The sequence below is a fragment of the Clostridium thermosuccinogenes genome, assembly GCF_002896855.1.
GTDB classification, from domain to species: domain Bacteria; phylum Bacillota; class Clostridia; order Acetivibrionales; family DSM-5807; genus Pseudoclostridium; species Pseudoclostridium thermosuccinogenes.
Genome location: NZ_CP021850.1, coordinates 4337047 through 4354541, shown reverse-complemented (window position 1 = coordinate 4354541; position 17495 = coordinate 4337047). Strand labels below are relative to the sequence as shown.

13 protein-coding genes, 1 pseudogene and 2 CRISPR repeat arrays are annotated in these 17495 nt (G+C 36.9%); of the genes and pseudogenes, 12 read left to right on the top strand and 2 right to left on the bottom strand.

The genetic code is table 11. The features are described from left to right. The first annotated feature begins 10 nt into the window (after positions 1-10). From CDO33_RS19040 to CDO33_RS18985, 12 genes and pseudogenes are all read left to right on the top strand, one after another. Positions 11-643, top strand: a complete 633-nt coding sequence (locus CDO33_RS19040) for a cyclodeaminase/cyclohydrolase family protein (protein ID WP_103080499.1) — start codon at positions 11-13, stop codon at positions 641-643. 335 nt (positions 644-978) lie between these two features. After that, positions 979-1842 carry a bifunctional 5,10-methylenetetrahydrofolate dehydrogenase/5,10-methenyltetrahydrofolate cyclohydrolase gene (locus CDO33_RS19035; protein WP_103080500.1) on the top strand — a complete coding sequence of 288 codons (864 nt, stop codon included), beginning with the start codon at positions 979-981 and terminating at the stop codon, positions 1840-1842. Between the two features lie 54 nt (positions 1843-1896). Continuing rightward, complete coding sequence (locus CDO33_RS19030) at positions 1897-2697, top strand: dihydropteroate synthase (RefSeq protein WP_103080501.1); 801 nt, start codon at positions 1897-1899, stop codon at positions 2695-2697. A 686-nt stretch (positions 2698-3383) separates the two neighbouring features. Continuing rightward, positions 3384-3893: a CRISPR-associated protein Cas4 gene (gene cas4 / locus CDO33_RS19025; protein WP_103080502.1), complete on the top strand. Its 510-nt coding sequence runs from the start codon at positions 3384-3386 to the stop codon at positions 3891-3893. 11 nt (positions 3894-3904) lie between these two features. Continuing rightward, a complete protein-coding gene (gene cas1b / locus CDO33_RS19020; RefSeq protein ID WP_103080503.1) occupies positions 3905-4894 on the top strand; it encodes a type I-B CRISPR-associated endonuclease Cas1b in 990 nt (329 codons plus the stop codon). 3 nt (positions 4895-4897) lie between these two features. Next, complete coding sequence (cas2, locus tag CDO33_RS19015) at positions 4898-5161, top strand: CRISPR-associated endonuclease Cas2 (RefSeq protein ID WP_103080504.1); 264 nt, start codon at positions 4898-4900, stop codon at positions 5159-5161. A gap of 144 nt (positions 5162-5305) precedes the next feature. After that, positions 5306-5601: direct repeats of the CRISPR family, unit length 30 nt; unit sequence GTTTTAATCGTACCAAGTTGGAATTGAAAC. A gap of 465 nt (positions 5602-6066) precedes the next feature. Next, positions 6067-7096, top strand: a pseudogene (locus CDO33_RS19010) (transposase); the annotation flags it as partial. An 83-nt stretch (positions 7097-7179) separates the two neighbouring features. Beyond that, the gene (cas6, locus tag CDO33_RS19005; RefSeq protein WP_103080505.1) at positions 7180-7938 is read left to right on the top strand and encodes a CRISPR-associated endoribonuclease Cas6; all 759 of its coding nucleotides are present in this window, start codon (positions 7180-7182) and stop codon (positions 7936-7938) included. Beyond that, a complete protein-coding gene (cas3, locus tag CDO33_RS19000; protein ID WP_103080506.1) occupies positions 7928-10264 on the top strand; it encodes a CRISPR-associated helicase Cas3' in 2337 nt (778 codons plus the stop codon). Before cas6 ends, cas3 begins: the two co-directional genes overlap by 11 nt. A 12-nt stretch (positions 10265-10276) precedes the next feature. Next, positions 10277-12103 carry a hypothetical protein gene (locus CDO33_RS18995; protein ID WP_103080507.1) on the top strand — a complete coding sequence of 609 codons (1827 nt, stop codon included), beginning with the start codon at positions 10277-10279 and terminating at the stop codon, positions 12101-12103. Next, the gene (locus CDO33_RS18990; RefSeq protein WP_242973467.1) at positions 12093-13112 is read left to right on the top strand and encodes a DevR family CRISPR-associated autoregulator; all 1020 of its coding nucleotides are present in this window, start codon (positions 12093-12095) and stop codon (positions 13110-13112) included. Before CDO33_RS18995 ends, CDO33_RS18990 begins: the two co-directional genes overlap by 11 nt. A 2-nt stretch (positions 13113-13114) precedes the next feature. Continuing rightward, positions 13115-13801 (top strand): hypothetical protein, encoded by a 687-nt coding sequence (locus CDO33_RS18985; RefSeq protein WP_103080508.1) that lies wholly within the window; start codon positions 13115-13117, stop codon positions 13799-13801. Positions 13802-14244: 443 nt separating this feature from the next. After that, a CRISPR array of direct repeats spans positions 14245-14736; the repeat unit is 30 nt; unit sequence GTTTTAATCGTACCAAGTTGGAATTGAAAG. A gap of 227 nt (positions 14737-14963) precedes the next feature. Here CDO33_RS18985 and istB read toward each other — a convergent pair. Both istB and istA read right to left on the bottom strand, forming a co-directional pair. After that, positions 14964-15689 carry an IS21-like element helper ATPase IstB gene (gene istB, locus CDO33_RS18980; RefSeq protein WP_103083303.1) on the bottom strand — a complete coding sequence of 242 codons (726 nt, stop codon included), beginning with the start codon at positions 15687-15689 and terminating at the stop codon, positions 14964-14966. Next, complete coding sequence (gene istA, locus CDO33_RS18975; RefSeq protein ID WP_103083304.1) at positions 15682-17187, bottom strand: IS21 family transposase; 1506 nt, start codon at positions 17185-17187, stop codon at positions 15682-15684. The genes istB and istA overlap by 8 nt, the downstream gene beginning before the upstream one ends. Between the last annotated feature and the right edge of the window lie 308 nt (positions 17188-17495).

Here is a 17495-nt window from a genome sequence, read left to right as displayed (position 1 = left end):
GAGGTGAGCTTTGGTGTATATAGAATACAGTTGCAAGGAATTTACCGATGCCCTTGCGTCAGGAGCTCCGGTTCCGGGAGGCGGAGGCGCTTCCGCGTTGGTTGGAGCACTGGGCACCGCTCTTGGCAGCATGGTAGGGAATCTGACACTGGGAAAAAAGAAATACGAAAGCGTTCAGGACGATATAAAAGCAATACTTGAAAAGGCACAACTGCTTAAGGAGCAGCTTCTTTCCCTGGTAGACAAGGATGCGGAAGTGTTTGAGCCGCTTTCTAAAGCCTATGGGCTTCCTAAAAATACTGAGGAGGAGAAGCGGAAAAGGGACGAAATAATGGAAAACGCCCTGAGGATGGCTTGCAGTGTTCCCGTTGAGATAATGGAAAAGGCTATGGAGGCCATAGCCCTTCACGAAGAGCTGGCTACAAAGGGGAGCAGGATAGCCATAAGCGATGTGGGGGTAGGTGTGCTGCTATGCAAATCTGCCTTGATGGGTGCGTCCTTGAATGTTTTCATAAACACAAAATTGATGAAGGACAGGCAATATGCCGATGAAATCAACTCCCGGGTCGACGAAATGCTAAAGTCAGGAATAAAGAGAGCCGATGCGGTTTACATGGAAGTGGAGAGCGGCCTGAGGAAATAGGCATGCATTAGGTATACATAAAATAAATTTGGCTAAGAGTGAATATTTATAGCTTTTGCAGTGGGGGATGAAGGAACGCCTATTATGAAGGCCATCCTGTTGGGTGGACGATTATAGGCATTCACCGAACCCTCTAAGCGAAGAAGTTTGCAGCAGCATCAATGGAAGCACACTATTTTAAATTAGCTGGCATGATAGCCTAAATTAACCTTGACGGCAAGAAAGCTGTCATATATTCCAATGTCAAACCGGATACTCTTATGTGGAAATGTATTGGCATGGCTAATATCGATGGATGAACGATTCCGGTAATCAAGTTGTGAAAGGAGGTCATTATGGCCGAGATATTGAAGGGCAAGGATGTAATTGCCTCAATGAAAGAAAGAATGTTAAAGCAGGTAGAAGAATTGCAGTCTCACGGAGTTACCCCCTGCCTTGCCATAGTAAGGCTTGGGGCAAAAGCCGACGACCTTGCATATGAAAAGGGTGCGGTCAAAAGGTGTGAAGGCCTGGGCATAAAATGCGTCGTTATGGAATATGATGAAAGCATCTCCCAGAAAGAGCTGGAAGATGAAATAAGGAAGCTGAACGAAGATACCGGCATACATGGCATACTTGTTTTCAGGCCTTTGCCCAAGCATATAGACGAGAATGCCATTAAATATGTTATAAGCCCGGACAAGGATGTGGACTGTTTCAGTCCTGTAAATGTAGCCAAGGTCTTTGAAGGCGACGATAACGGATTTGCTCCCTGCACTCCGGAAGCAGTAATGGAAATGCTGGAGCACTATGGAGTTGATGTCTCCGGAAAACGGGTTGTAGTTATAGGAAGGAGCCTGGTGGTGGGCAAGCCCCTGTCAATGCTGCTTCTTAGAAAGAATGCCACAGTTACTATTTGCCATACCAAGACCAGGGATCTTGGAGGCACTGCCCGTACGGCGGACATACTTATTGCGGCGGCCGGAAAGGCCAGGATGATTACGAAGGAGTTTGTTTCTCCCGGGCAGATAGTCATTGATGTAGGCATCAACATGGATAAGGATGGCAATCTGTGCGGAGATGTGGATTACGATAATGTGGAGAAGACTGTTGCCATGATCACTCCGGTACCCGGAGGGGTAGGAACGGTGACCACATCTATACTTGCAAAACATGTCCTGGCGGCTGCCTGGCGTTTATCCGGAGTAATGGGCAGTTAAAGCATTAAGATGAAAAGCATACGATGAAATCCAAATATAAAAGGAGGCGTAACAATGATAATAATTGGTGAAAAACTAAACAGCACTCTGAAATCCATCAGACCCGCCATGGAAAGTTATGATGCTGCGGCTATACAGGAGCTGGCTAAAAAACAGTATGAAGCCGGTGCAATGTATATAGATGTAAATGCGGGTATGTTTCATGAAGAGGAACCGGAGAGGCTTGAATGGCTGATCAATACCGTACAGGAAGTGCTGGATGCACCTTTTTCCATCGATTCCCCAAACCCTGTAGCTATAGAGCGGGCTCTTAAGGCGAACAAAAATTCCAAACCCATCATCAACTCGATAACCGATGAAAAAGAGAGGTTTAATTCCATAATGCCTCTCGCGATAGAATATAAAACCGGCATAATAGCTTTGTGCATGGATGATAACGGGATGCCTGAGACAACAAAGGACAGGGTAGTGATAGCCGAAAGGCTTATTGAAAAGCTTACTAAAGAGGGAATGGATTTAAGCGATATCTATATCGACCCGATGGTAAGGCCGGTAGGAACCGGGTCCCATTATGGAACTGTCGCCATTGAAACCATACGCCAGGTTAAAAAGGAATTCCCCGGAGTTCATATAGCCTGCGGGCTCAGCAATATATCTTTTGGAATCCCGGCCAGGAAACTGATGAACCAGGCATTTCTCATAGCTGCAATGGCTGCGGGAATGGATGGAGCAATCCTTGATCCCCTGGACAAAAAGCTCATGTCCTTTGTATATGCAGGAGAGGCTCTGCTGGGTATAGACGAATTTTGCATGAATTATCTCACCAAGTTCAGAGAAGGAGCCCTCGAGGTCTAGGCGCTGGTGGGAAGACCAGTTTCTTAGGTTTTGTCATGGAGTTATTCTTTGATTTCGATGTTTTTCATCGAGCTTAATCAATATCAAAGGATAGGCTGATTTGAGTGTAATATTTTAAGCATAGAAGGCTGCCGAAAGGCGGCCTTTTTTCGCATCCTTGGTTCTTTGAATTTATATGAGCATCTGATAAGGCAATTAATATTTTATTTGAGCCTCATGCAAAATGTGGTACAATTGTAATTGTAGAGGAAATAAAATCATGAAGGTACAGTGTTTTTTGCACGACCGGAGGTTTACTGCAAAAATGAATGTTTTCGACGCCGGAATGCCTTGAAATATGGGCATTTCTGTCGGTGTTTTAATCGTACCATATTGGAATTGAAACTTATTTTGGTTGCCCTTGTTGATACGTTGTTACCGGAGTTTTAATCGTACCATATTGGAATTGAAACTAATGGAGGTATCTTTTAATAGGGCAGGTTTTACAGTTTTAATCGTACCATATTGGAATTGAGCTTAATTCAATCCAAATTAATATATCTACAACAGTAGTTATCATGGAAAGAGATGCGCTGAAAGCATAGCATCTCTTTATTGTTTTCATTACTGAATAATATAGTAAAATCAATGCAATTTTGTTGCATAAACTATGCCAGGTTTGTCCATAATCTTCCAGGAGGGATTTTATGGATCTTTTTGGTAATAGCGTAAAAATAACCGGAGTGGAAATTAATTATTTATATGTTTGTCCAAGAAAGCTATGGTTTTTTACCCACGGTATATCCATGGAACAGAACTCTGTGAGAGTGGAAATCGGTAAGGAAACCCATGATAATAGTCTGAACAGAAAAAGGACAGAAATACTAATAGATAACACAATAAGGCTTGATTATGTGGACAAAGAACTTGCGGTTCATGAAATCAAACTGACAAAAGCAATGGATATGGCGTCCAAGTATCAGCTTCTTTACTATCTGTATTATCTGAATAAAAAAGGAATCGACTGTAAAAAAGGAGTAATCCATTATCCCAAAACCAGAAAAACAGAAATAATAGAGATAACACAAAGCGACAAGGAAGAACTTGAAAAAGCAATAGAAGAGATTGTCCGCATCAAGAAGCTAGAGAGACCACCAAAGATGATAAAGGAAAGAAAATGTAAAAGCTGTAGTTACCTTGAACTTTGTTTTTGCTAGGGGTGAAGAAAATGAAAAGAAATTATTATATATTGAAAAGCGGTAGGCTAAAAAGAAAAGATAATACCATATATTTTGAGAATGACGAGGGAAAAAAGGTTATACCGGTAAATGATATTGAAAACATATATGTTTATGGTGAGGTAGACTTTAATAGTAAAGCCGTTAACTTTTTATCTCAAAACAACATTCCCATGCATCTGTTTAATTACTATGGATATTACGCCGGTACATTCTATCCCAGGGAGCAACTGAATTCCGGATACATGATTGTAAAGCAGGTTGAAAATTATCTTAAATATGATCAGAGGGTTTATATAGCCAGAGAGATGATATACTCTGCAAGCTATAACATAGTCAAAAATTTAAAGCACTATGTTAGCAAAAAGCCTGTTCTTCAGGAACATATAGAGAAAATTGAAGCTATTAGAGACCAGTTTGTGACTGCCTTTGATATAGGTACAATCATGGGACTTGAGGGAAGCATCAGAAATATTTACTATGATGCGTTTCCGGTTATAACGGATAACAGGTTTGAGTTTGAAGAAAGAGTAAAAAGGCCGCCGGACAACCCTATGAATTCACTAATGTCCTTTGGCAATTCACTCATGTATACTGCAGTTCTTGGGGAGATTTACAACACACAGCTAAATCCAACTATAAGTTATCTTCATGAACCTGGAGAGAGAAGGTTCTCCTTAAGTCTTGATATAAGTGAGATATTTAAACCCATAATTGTAGATAGAATTATTTTTAAGCTTATAAACAATAACATGATAACAGAAGATCATTTTTTAAAAGAGCTTAATTACTGTTATCTCAATGATAAAGGCAAGCAGATATTTTTAAAGGAATTTGACGAGAAGATGAATTCTGTAATCGAACACAGAAATCTGGAGAAGAATGTAAGCTATAGGACGCTTATCAGACTGGAACTTTATAAGCTTATAAAACATCTGACCGGGGATCAGAGTTATGAAGGATTTAAAATGTGGTGGTAAGATATGTATGCATTGATTGTCTATGATGTTAAAGAGAAAAGAGTTGCGAAAGTATTGAAATTCTTACGTTCCTACCTCAATTGGATACAGAATTCGGTATTTGAAGGGGAAGTAACAGAAGCTCAAATGCTGAAGATAAAAAACCACCTTAGGGAGATTATCGATGAAGATGAGGATTCGGTGATAATTTTCACATCTAGGGAAAAAAGGTGGCTTTCGAAAAGCATTATGGGGAGAGAAAAGAACTCGACTGACAATTTTATTTAAATACCATGAAGAATATGGTACAATTGTTATCCAAGAGGAAATAAAATCATGAGGGTACGGTGTTTTTTGCACGACTGGAAGTTCATTGCAAAAATAAGTGTTTTTGACGCCGGAACGCCTTGATATATGTGTATTCCCGTCGGTGTTTTAATCGTACCAAGTTGGAATTGAAACATGGAAATAGTTGCTGAGGGTGAATTAGTAGAATTGGTTTTAATCGTACCAAGTTGGAATTGAAACCTTTAAGTTAAAGTAAAAGTTTTATCTTATAATCTCGTTTTAATCGTACCAAGTTGGAATTGAAACATGAAGATAAATAAAGATGGTGAGGTTAAAAGACATAGTTTTAATCGTACCAAGTTGGAATTGAAACTCAACGACAAGCTTAATTACGTCATTAAAATATGCTTGCTTTAATCTTACCATATTGGAATTGCAACAAAAAATAAGCCCGGATAATCCGGGCTATTTTTACAAAGTTTTACAGTACCATGCTGAAATTGAAACATACCTATGCACACAACATAAAATATGATAAAATAAATTTTAATCGTACCAAATTGGAACTGAAATTATTTTAATTATTAACTATGTATTGTTTTAATCGAACCATATTGGAATTAAAACCTTATTTTATCATATCTTTTAAAGTTATTTTCTTTCGTTCTAATCATACCAAGATGGAGTCGAAATATATGTTTTGAGGGAATACTATAGGAAATTTATTTTTATACCGTATTATAATTATTAACTCATAAAATAAAGAATAAAGAAGGGAAAATGAGGAAATATAGAAATAATAAACCATAATGACTTATAAAAGCGGTTGGATGAAGTTACTGCGGTTTGATGGACACAGAACATGGCTGGTATAATAAAACCAGAACATATGGAGGTGTCCATCAATGAAACGCTTTGATAAAAATTTTAAGATTGAAGCTGTGCGCCTAATTTTAGAACAGGGATGCAGTGCTTCAAGTGTAGCAAAAGAACTTGATATCCATGAGAATACAGTTCGCAGATGGGTAAGAGAATGCAAAGTGCATAGTGATGATACGTTCCATGACAGTAGTAACTTAAAACCTCAAGATGAGGAACTGAGACAACTTAAAAAGCGCATTGCTGACCTTGAGAAGGAAAATGTCATTCTAAAAAAAGCCACTGCAATCTTCGCAAGATGCCAGAAGTAGCCTATTTCTTTATATGTAAATACCACTCTATGTTTCGGGTGGGGAAGATGTGTCAGGTACTTGAAGTTGCAAGGAGCGGCTATTACACGTAGATTAAACATCCTAAGAGCAACCGTAACAAATTAAACGAGAGGCTGGTTGAGAAAATTAAGTAAATATTCATCAATACTCGTCAAACATATGGAAGGCCAAGGATTACACACGTCCTAAGAATTAAGGTATCTAATGTAGAAAAACCGAGTAGTGCTTATAATGAAAGAGAATAATATAAAGACAAAGGGAAAGCTCAAGGCTATACATACCATATAGATGAAGGCTGCCTTACCTTGCTACAATTGCTGGATTTATTAATCGTAAGGTTGTTAGCTAGACTTTGGAAAGCACAATAACTAAAGAACTTGCAGTAAGAGCTCTAAAACAGGCTATTGAAAACTATAACCAAATAGGTATAATCCGTCATTTTGATCGTGGAACTCAGTATACAAACTATAAATATCAAAGGCTTTTGAAGAAATATGATTACATATCAAACATGAGCCGCAAAGGAAATTGTTATGACAACGCTTGCATGGAATCTATCTTGTCACACTAAATATTGAACTTATTTATATTGACAAGGTTCAAAACAAAGTCAGAAGCTCGTGTGCCAATATTTGATTATATAGAGTTTTTATAACCGTACATGGCTTCACTCAAACTTGGATACAAATCTCCAGCAGATTTTGAAAAGTCGCTTGAGATTGCTTACTTACAAATGAATAAGCGTAAAGAAAACAGAAAACTTGATTTTCTTTGTATCTATTTATCAGGGTAAGGCAGGAGGTAAAGATGAGAATAAAGTTGACCCTCGACAGCATTGGCAAGCAGACTATAGATTTAAATTACAACTATGCACTTTCTTCAATGATATATAACCTTATACGGGAATCAGACAGCAAATACTCAACTTTTCTTCATGAAAAAGGATATGAAATCAATAATAAGCATTATAAGCTTTTCACCTTTTCCCAGCTTAAGCCTGAAAAATATGAGATAAACGGTTCTTGTATGAGTATTCAGGGAAAAGTTGTACTGTATATTACATCACCTATGAAAGAATTTATTTTATCTCTTGTTAAAACTGTTACGGGATACCCGGAAATTAGAATAGACAAGGTGATGTTCAGAGTTATAAATATAGAGGTTATGGCAGAGCCTAAGTTTTCAAGATGCATGAAATTTATGTGCTTATCACCTATAACCATCTCCACAGCCTTTTTAAAAGAAAATGCAAGATTAAAAAGACAGGATCTTTATATAGAGGATAAGAGATTTACAGAAAATTTGAGGGCAAACATCATTTCAAAATATGAGATACTTCATGGGAAAAAGCCAGAAGATACGGAGTTTGAAGTAAAGTTTACAGATGTTGATAAATATAAAAAAGGCAAGCTTATAGATTACAAGGGAATAAAAATAAAAGGCTATCTTGCACCGTTTGAGGTATGCGGAAACCCTGAGCTTATTGCAACAGCATACGAATGCGGAGTAGGAGATAGAAATAGCCTGGGAATGGGCATGATTGAGGTGGTGCGTGATGTTGGATGAAAGAAAAATAAGAGACTATTTTTATAATATTACAGAATTTGAACCATATAATTTTCAAGTAGATATGTGCAGAAAGGTTCTTAACGGAGAAGATGTTGTTATGCAGGCACCAACTGGGTGTGGAAAAACATGGGCTTCAGTTGTACCGTTTATAATAGCCAAAAAAGAAAATATACCTTTTCCTGCAAAATTGATATATTCCCTGCCACTTAGGGTGCTTGCAAATTCACTTTATAAAGATGTGAAAGAAAAACTTATTAAGTATGATCCCTCAATAAAAGTTACCATACAGACCGGAGAAACACCGGAGGATCCTTATTTTGAAGGGGATATAATTTTTACTACGGTTGACCAGTCATTGAGTTCGGCATTACTTATACCATTTGCACTCCCTAATAGACAGTGTAATATAAATGCAGGAGCATTTGTTTCCAGTTATCATGTGTTTGATGAATTTCATCTTCTGGACTGGGAAAGGTCTTTAAGTACGACCATAAACCTACTCAGAATGTTTAAAAATACAGCAAGATTTTGTCTAATGACCGCAACACTCTCGAATGAGATGGTTGATAGAATTTGTACATTCCTAAACGCTGGAAGAGTATCAGTCAGCCCTGATGAATATGCAAAGCTTCAGTGCAATGTAAATAAATACAGAATAGTTCACACATATAACAGAGAATTAAAGGCTGACGATGTAATATCAAAGCATAAAAAGAGAACTATCGTGCTCTGTAATACTGTAGAAAGAGCACAGAGTTTGTTTTTAGAACTCAAAGAGAAAATCAAAGGGAATGAAAGGTTTTCCAACACCAGTCTGATTTGCTTGCATTCAAGATTTTATCAGAAAGACAGAATGCAAAAAGAAGATGATATAAAAAGGCTTTTTAGCAAAGAATCAGATAGTGATGCCATACTCATATCTACCCAGGTTGTGGAGGTAGGTATAGATATTACGTGCGATACAATGCATACGGAAATATCAGAAATAAATTCGTTCCTCCAAAGGATTGGCAGAGCTGCAAGATATGGAGGAGAAGAAGCTGATATATATGTATATGACATAGATAAGGAGAAAGGCACGTACCTACCCTATAATAAAGATATATCACAGAAAACGTTAAATGAACTCAATGAAGTTCAGGGAAAAAACATGGACTTTTATCTGGGACAGGAGATTATTAACAAGGTACTGACACAAAGAGAACTTGAAATATATGAAACTATCAGATCAGGTGACAGAGATTTGCGTATCAAAGATTGCTGGATTAAACCTGAACGAAAATGGGCCACTGATCTGATAAGAAAAATTGAGAACTTCAATGTAGTAATTTCTTCAAATCCATATGAAATTCGAAATCCTTACTTTGTGGACAGTGTATCAATAAATAAACATTCACTTATAAGCAAGTTGAAGAAGATAGATAAAGAAGATGAAGAAGACTGGATTATCAAGAAGATAGAGGAAGACAGCTTTGGCCTTGATGATGAAAACGACTTCTCTTATACCACGGTAGGAGTGGATGAAGATATACTATTTTCATATGACAGGATTATAGTAAATCCGAAATATGTTTTTTATGACGAGGATATTGGACTGAACTTTGAAAAGACAGGTGAAACTCAACTGGTTGAGCTTGAGAAAGTCTGTGATGACAAAGTATACTCCATGAGGTTGGAATCTTATAGAGAGCATGTCCAAAAAATGATTCAAGTTTATCAGAAACTTTTAAGGCCTCAGGTGATAAATACTCTTAATTCAATATGGGAAAGGAATAAGGTTGATGTAAGTATAGATGAGATAATAAACTTCATGATTATTTTACATGATTATGGGAAGTTAAATTTGGCATGGCAAAAGAAAGCTCATGAGTGGCAAGCAAAAAAAGCACCGGCGCCGAAAGACATGATACTTGCTCATACCGACTGGGATGAGGGCGATGAAAAGACAAGACTTCCAAATCATGCAGGGATAGGGGCCTTGGTGTGCTATGCCATAGCTCCAGAGACTATCTGTGATGAGATTGTTATAGCTATGGTTTCTTCAATAGCAAGACACCATTCTCCGATGAATGATAGTTGTGAAAGCTATTTTGTTCCAGAAAGTAGTGTAGAAGAAATATTTGAACTTATAAAAACCTATTGCCCGAGTTTATATAACGATATAGATAAAAGGAATAAATATTTATTTAAAAACACATACAATCAATCTTTGGAGTCCTATATGGTCACATTTTCTGATGTAAATGAAAGCATGGATACAATATTGTATTTTATATTTTCCAGAATACTGAGATTATGTGATCAAAAAGCCTGCGAACAGTAAGGAGGTGAAAATGTGTATCAGGATAAATACTATGTCTTAAAAGATAGCGGAACATACTCTAATATGCTGGAAGCTTACGGGCTTGCATTGCTTTTAAGCAGATTGTTACGTCAGGAGAGAAGTGTAGATATTATAGATAGAGGCGTGTACTATGAGATATCTTTGAAAAGGCCAATAACCGAAGAAATGGTTGGAAATTGTAGATATATAGACCTTTTCCGTTATATAAAGACCAAGGGTGATGATGCAGATATACCAGATTCTATAGATTATGAGTTTGAAGCAAACAGAGCAAAGCTTTTTAATGAAGAAAGGAAAGAACAGTCATTAAAATTAAAAGAAGCACGTTCGAAACTTGACAAGAAAGCTTATAAAGCTTATTCTTTGAAGCTAAAACAGCAATTGGATAACAGTGAGAATAAGCCTAGGGATGATTGGGACATACTGCAAGCATTAAACCCGTCAAAATTGAAAGCTTTGGATACTTATAAAACTGTATTTCAAAATGTATACAATAACAAATCAAACTATAAAGAAATAGTGAAACACGTACTAATGTTGTATGCATCCCCTTTTCAAAACCAGGATGAGGTGGAGAAAAGCCTAAAAAAGCTTATAAGAAGTGGGGAATTAAGAGATATAGTTGAAGTTAATGCTGTTCAGGCAGTCAATCCTGATAAGGTTAAAGGAGCTGCAAGTACTAAGGCAAATTCTATATCACCAGGACCAATAAAAGCCTTTTGGCTTAGGGAGTACGTGAAACTGGCAGGTATGTTTTCGGGGATGATTGTAAAAGATATAAAGATTGGACCTAAAAAGTGGGATGCCAAGATTTATGTTTTGGATCTAAAGAATATGAATTATTCTATGCATACTTCCGTTTATAAAAACCTTAAGCCTATCGTAACAGGCATGACTGCGGTAAGACTTGACATTACAATGCTTCTGTTGCTATGTAAAACCTTAATAGAGCATAGTGAAAACTATATCGATGAGGAACTGTCTAAAAGAAAGCATGCAGACAGCTATGTATCAGGGCTATACACTGTGTATCTAAAAAACATGGGTAAAGCTTACTCTCCTACCAATATTTCATATTTGGAAACACCTGATTTTATAGCATTTAATAACAAAGAAGAGGCGGGTAAGTGGATAAATATTATTGATGACCATCTAGATGTAATTAAAAATATAAGAATCTCAGCATCAAAGTCCGATGAGACAAACAGTATATTAAAGATGCTCCAAAACTATAGGCAGTTCATATCAGGAAGCAATATTGAATATTTCTTCGACTTTATAGTAGAGTATAGCGAATTTTTAATGAGTAAGATATCAAAGGAAGAATATTATGTTAGACCATTCTCATTAAGTTGTATGGAGGTGTTTTTAAAAGAGATGAACTATGGTGAAATTCTAAAAAACCAAGGCTTTTGCAATATTGCGAAAGCAATCAGAAATAGTACAATCTCAGCACAGTACGCAAAAGACAAAGATGACGGAATAAAATATGAAATAAGGTATGGTATGGCCCTTGACCTGAAGAGAAAAGCGCCATATAAGGATCAATTTATTCAATATCTATCAGATTTTATTGCATCCTACAATGCTGAAGCCGCAAGGGTGGCAGAAAAACATCCGGAACTTAAAGGTACCCATAAGCTTAGAGCAACCATAAAGACGCAGGATCTGGAAGATATTATAGAATTGATTGATAAGTATGATGATTGTACTACAATTGCAAAATTACTTTGCGCTTATGGATATTCATTAGAAAGAAAAGAATTGGATGATCAAATGAGCAAAGTGAGCGAGGAGGATGATGTAGATGATGAATAAAGATAGCAAAAAGATGAAAATAAGCTCAATTTCGATAAGTGGAAAAATCACACTGGACATGCATTCCTTGAATAATGAAGGCGGAGAAGGAAACCAAATACTTACAAGGCAGGTTACCATAGTGGACGATAAGGGTAAAATCCACACAGTCAATGCCATAAGCGGAGATATGTTGAAACACGTACAAACAGAACATCTATATAATATTGCCGTGGAAAAAGGGCTACCATTATGTAATGCCTGCACTACATTCAATTCAAACAGGATAAGTGGGGACAGGGTCTTTAGCGAGGAATCTAAAGGTAAAGATCAGCAAACAGTTATGGATTTGCTGTTAGAAAAATGTGTAATTGATGATATGCAGGGTATACTGGTTACTAATAATAACAGCAATCTTCCCAGAAAATCGTGCAGCGAATATGGATGGTTAATAGGACTTCCAGACAAGACAACTACAGAAAACTATTTTCACGTAAAATTAGTACCTAATGCTGGCTCCAAGTCAGAGGGAGAAGACGAGAGTTCGAATCAGGGACAGAACATATTTCATAGGCCAGCAAACTCAGGGGAATATGCACTTGTGTGCAATTTGGATATTTACAGAATAGGGTATAATGAGATCACGAGAACCTATAGTATAGATGACAATGATAGATTAGAAAGATATAAAGCTCTTCTGGAGTCAACACTATATACTTTTTTGAAAACAAAAGGAGCTATGAGAAACACTCAAAATCCTCATGTGGTAAATTTTGAGGGTGTATTAGCCATCTCAAAAAACGCAACCCCTGCACCGTTAATCAGTGCTATTAATCCGGACTATAAAGAAGAAATAGAAAGAATAGCAGATGCTTTGAATTCGTTAGATATTAAAGAAGAGCCTGAAAATAATGAAAAAAATATAGTGTTAAGGAGATTCAATAGCTTGTCGGAATTTGCAGATGCTATGAAAGACCTAATTAATGAAGGAGAGCCTTATAAGGTGAAGGAGAGCAGACAGGAGGGCTGATTATGTGGCTTGAAATTACTTACAGACCAGTATCGCTTTTCTCATTAAGAAGAAGTGATGCTACCAATCCTGCAGCCAAGAGTCTTCTTTGTCCATCACCATATAGCATAAAAATGGCCCTTTTGAACTCTATTATTACTTTCGGCTCTGTAGAAGAAGCGATTGAACGGTTTAATACAATAAAGAGTTTTAACATTCAGTTTAAGCTTCCTAAATACATATGTGCCAATAACTGTTTTATAAAAATTCAAAAAGAGCCTCATAGCGATAAAAAGAAAAAGAATCCTGATATTGCCTTTGATTCAACAGTAGGCTTTAGAGAGTTTATTTATTATAATGGCGATATTGCTATTGCTGTAGCTGTGGATGAAAAACTAGTTGATTATTATGTTGATAAATTTAAAAGGATAAATTATTTTGGTAAGAGAGGATGCTTCTTTCAATTTATAAAAGCTGAGAGGATAGAAGAGTTAGATGAACAATACAGTGGATACTTTGATGAGACTTCTTTAATTGCTAGAAATGACAGAATGATTATTCGTATGGATGATTTTCATAACAAGGCAAAATTTGATAATGTCAACACATATTCTACACAAAAGGCTATGAGGCTAGAGAAGTTATATTATTTAAACTATAAAATGGTGAAAGCTAATAAAAACTATACTTTATACGAAAGATCATGCTAAGTATGCATCCTTGGTCTGGTCCTGTTGCTGGGAGACTTTTGACTATAAAGTACTCTCAGCTATATTTTTATTATATTGTGTTGAATCATGAGCCATATAGAATTTTACTGAAAATTTCTTTATAACAAGATATATACCAATGGAAAACACATGGAAAGTACAGGTATTCATTGTATGAATTATATATAATTATCTACAACATCCTGATAAAGACTCAGTGATTATTTTCGTGTTCCGTAAAAGGAATTGCTTTGAAATGTATTAAGGGGATAGAAAAACACAACTGACATTTTATTTAAACCTCATGAAGAATATGGTACAATTACTATTATAGAGGAAATAAAATCATGAAGGTACAGTGTTTTTTACACGACTGGAGGTTCACTGCAAAAATAAGTGTTTTCGACGCCGAAATGCCTTGATATATGTGGATTCCCGCCGGTGTTTTAATCGTACCAAGTTGGAATTGAAAGTTTGATTTTTCTTTTCTATTATTTCTTATATCCGATAGTTTTAATCGTACCAAGTTGGAATTGAAAGCCTAACCACCCTGAAAGTTAACACAGGGTTACTATTGTTTTAATCGTACCAAGTTGGAATTGAAAGCAAGAAGCCACATCATCAGTAATTACCCTGCCCAACCGTTTTAATCGTACCAAGTTGGAATTGAAAGTTGTTAATCTTATGCTTGGACTGTGTGCCGGAATCGTTTTAATCGTACCAAGTTGGAATTGAAAGCTGTATATCAAGAAGAAAAGCAATTGTTGGATATAGTTTTAATCGTACCAAGTTGGAATTGAAAGCTTGTCGTCGTGCGTTCCTCTCTCGTGTGTTCAAGGTTTTAATCGTACCAAGTTGGAATTGAAAGTAACTTTTGATAACTCAATGGGTATCCTTTCTCCATCGTTTTAATCGTACCAAGTTGGAATTGCGTTCGATATGGTCCAACCAGTTTATGGAGATAGGATATCCTACAGCAATGGCTGTTTTTGAAATAGATTTACTGAGAGTTCGGTAGGTCTTTATTCGCTCGTATATAGTTGCATTACTGATATGGTAGCAATGCAAAATAACTGTGTTTTGTCAACTAGAAATGCATCAAAATGACAAGAAAAATGCAGCACCCAAGCAATCCAATTTTGTTAATATAAGGTATGAATTTTTATCGTACTTTCATCAAGGAGTTCTCTAAACGATTACTTGAACCTTCAAATACAATTAAGTGGCTGTGATGAATAATTCTATCAATGATTGCGCTTGTTAGCTTTTCATCGTAGAAAATACTGTTCCATTTACTGAATTCTAAATTAGTAGTAATAATTAGACTTTTGCGTTCGTAACAGTCTGATATAACCTGAAATAAAAGTTGCGCTCCCTCTTTTTCAAATGGAATGAAACCCCATTCATCGCAAATAATCAAATCTGCCTTATTCAATTGCTTCATAAAACGTTTAAGGCTTCCTTCAGCTTTGGCATCCAATAGTTGATTAACAAGTGAAGATGTGCGGAAAAACCTTACCCTTTTCCCACGGTTACAGGCTTCCACACCCATTGCCGTAGCCAGGTGAGTTTTCCCAAGCCCAACAGATCCATAGAGAATCAGGTTTTCCTTTTTGTCAACGAAAGAAGCTGTTTTAATAGCTTCTACATCGATAGTATTGGGTATACTCATCTTTTCAAACCGAAAGTCTCCAAAGGTTTTCAAGACATCAAATTGCGCTTGCTTCAGCAGGGCATTTTTACGATTGAGTTCTCTGGCCTCTATTTCCATAGCCAAAAGCTTAGCAAGAAATTCCTCATGGGTCTCGGCCTCAATCTGCGAATAATTCTTGGCAATTCTTGAGCCAAGTTTTAGAGTGTTACAGTAGGCAGCAATTAGTTCATGCATGAGGAAGCCCCCTCTCAAGCAGGTCGTCGTAGATTGAGTTATTCACCTCATATGACAGACAAGGGATTTCATCTTTCACAACAATATCAGGTATGGGAGCATTTGCGAAGACCATACTGTAATAACGGGCCCATATACTATCCAAGTCTTGTATACCTTTTTGAACACAGTAGTTAAAAGCATCCACTGCTGTTTCAAGCTCACTGTTAGCAACCATCTTCTTCAGCATTCTTAGGGTAGCTTTCTTTTGCTCGTAATCACAGCCAGAAAGGTACTCCTGCAATGTTTGGGGCAACTGCTGAAAAAAGCCGGTATATTTTATGGCATTTGGTCTGTTACTCATCAGTACCAGATAGGGTTCCCATTTCATAGATTCTTTTTGTTTTCCATATAATCGGTTATGCCATTGAACAACCTGATACTGATCATCAAGAATCCAGACATTGAAAGCATTGGCTTTCACAAAAAGCTCCCTTTGAGCATGCTCAGGACTGGCAGAGTATTTTCTGTTTTCAAAGTTCACTTTCCCGTATTTATCGGACTTCACTTTCTCAAGACGGTAGATCTCATACTCAGCTTTTGGCAAAGGTTTCATTGCTTTCTTATCCTGTTCAAACAGAGTTTTAATGAGGATATCTTTTAAGTAGTGCTTACGATGCATATCTTCATCACATTCGATCAGCAGGTTCTTATTAAATTCTTGAAGGTCTTTGAATTCCGGCACCGGAACCAGCATATTTCTTCTTGAATAGCCTACCTTGTTTTCCACATGCCCTTTTTCATGCCCACTGTCGGGATTGCAGAAATTACTCTCAAAACCATAATGCAGTCGAAATCTGTTGAATGCGTCTGTAACTTCCCTCTCACCGTTAGTCAATATCTTCTTTACAACAGCCTTATCGTTATCAAACCATATACAGGTGGGAACTCGTCCCATGTGATTGAATATATTTTGCATACCCTGGAGCAGGCATTCAATGTTGGTTCCCTTATAGGCCTGTATGTAACCGCCATTGCTGTATGGGAAAGACATGGCCACATAGCAGCCTTCATATCGAATCCCGTTTTCCACAAATTCTGCCATTCCAAAGTCTAACTGCGCCTCCCCGGCAGGATGATAAAGCGGGATATAGCTTTCATTGCTTCCATATAGTTTTCGTTTCTTTTCTGCTACATATCTGGCAACAGTTCGATATGATACAGTAAATTCATCTTTGTATAACTTACTAAGCCGATTATATATTCTTTTGGCTGTATGTCTCTGTTTCCTTGGTGCCTTTAAATCGGCTTCCAGCCATTCATCAATAGTTTTTGCAAATGAGTCAAGTACACTTTTGCTGTTCTTTTTTCTGGTTAATGGTTTTGACCAATCATCCTTATCCACATATTTCTGGACAGTTCTGAAGTTAAAACCGGTTATTCTTGAAATTTCTCGTAAGGATAAGCCTTTCTTATCCGATAAATCTTTGATATACTTAATATCAGCCATTGTTAGCATCCTTTCCGTACCCCCTTAGCATTGACAACTAAAGGGTACTATTTTTAATTGGGTGCTGGCAATGTTTTTTTCTTCTATCAAAATCATGAATAGCTAAATATGCCTGCCGTTGACGATAGAAATCAACCGCAGTGAAAGTTGTATTAATATTTACTGTAAAATATTCTCAAATTTGTTTGGCAAGCTGCTGCACTTTTACGTGGCAACTTGCTGTACTTTTATTTTACAATACACAAAAATAACCCAATCGGACTCAGTTAGAATTTTTATGTCTCGGAAAAAAGATGGCTTTCAAAAGGCGTTATAGG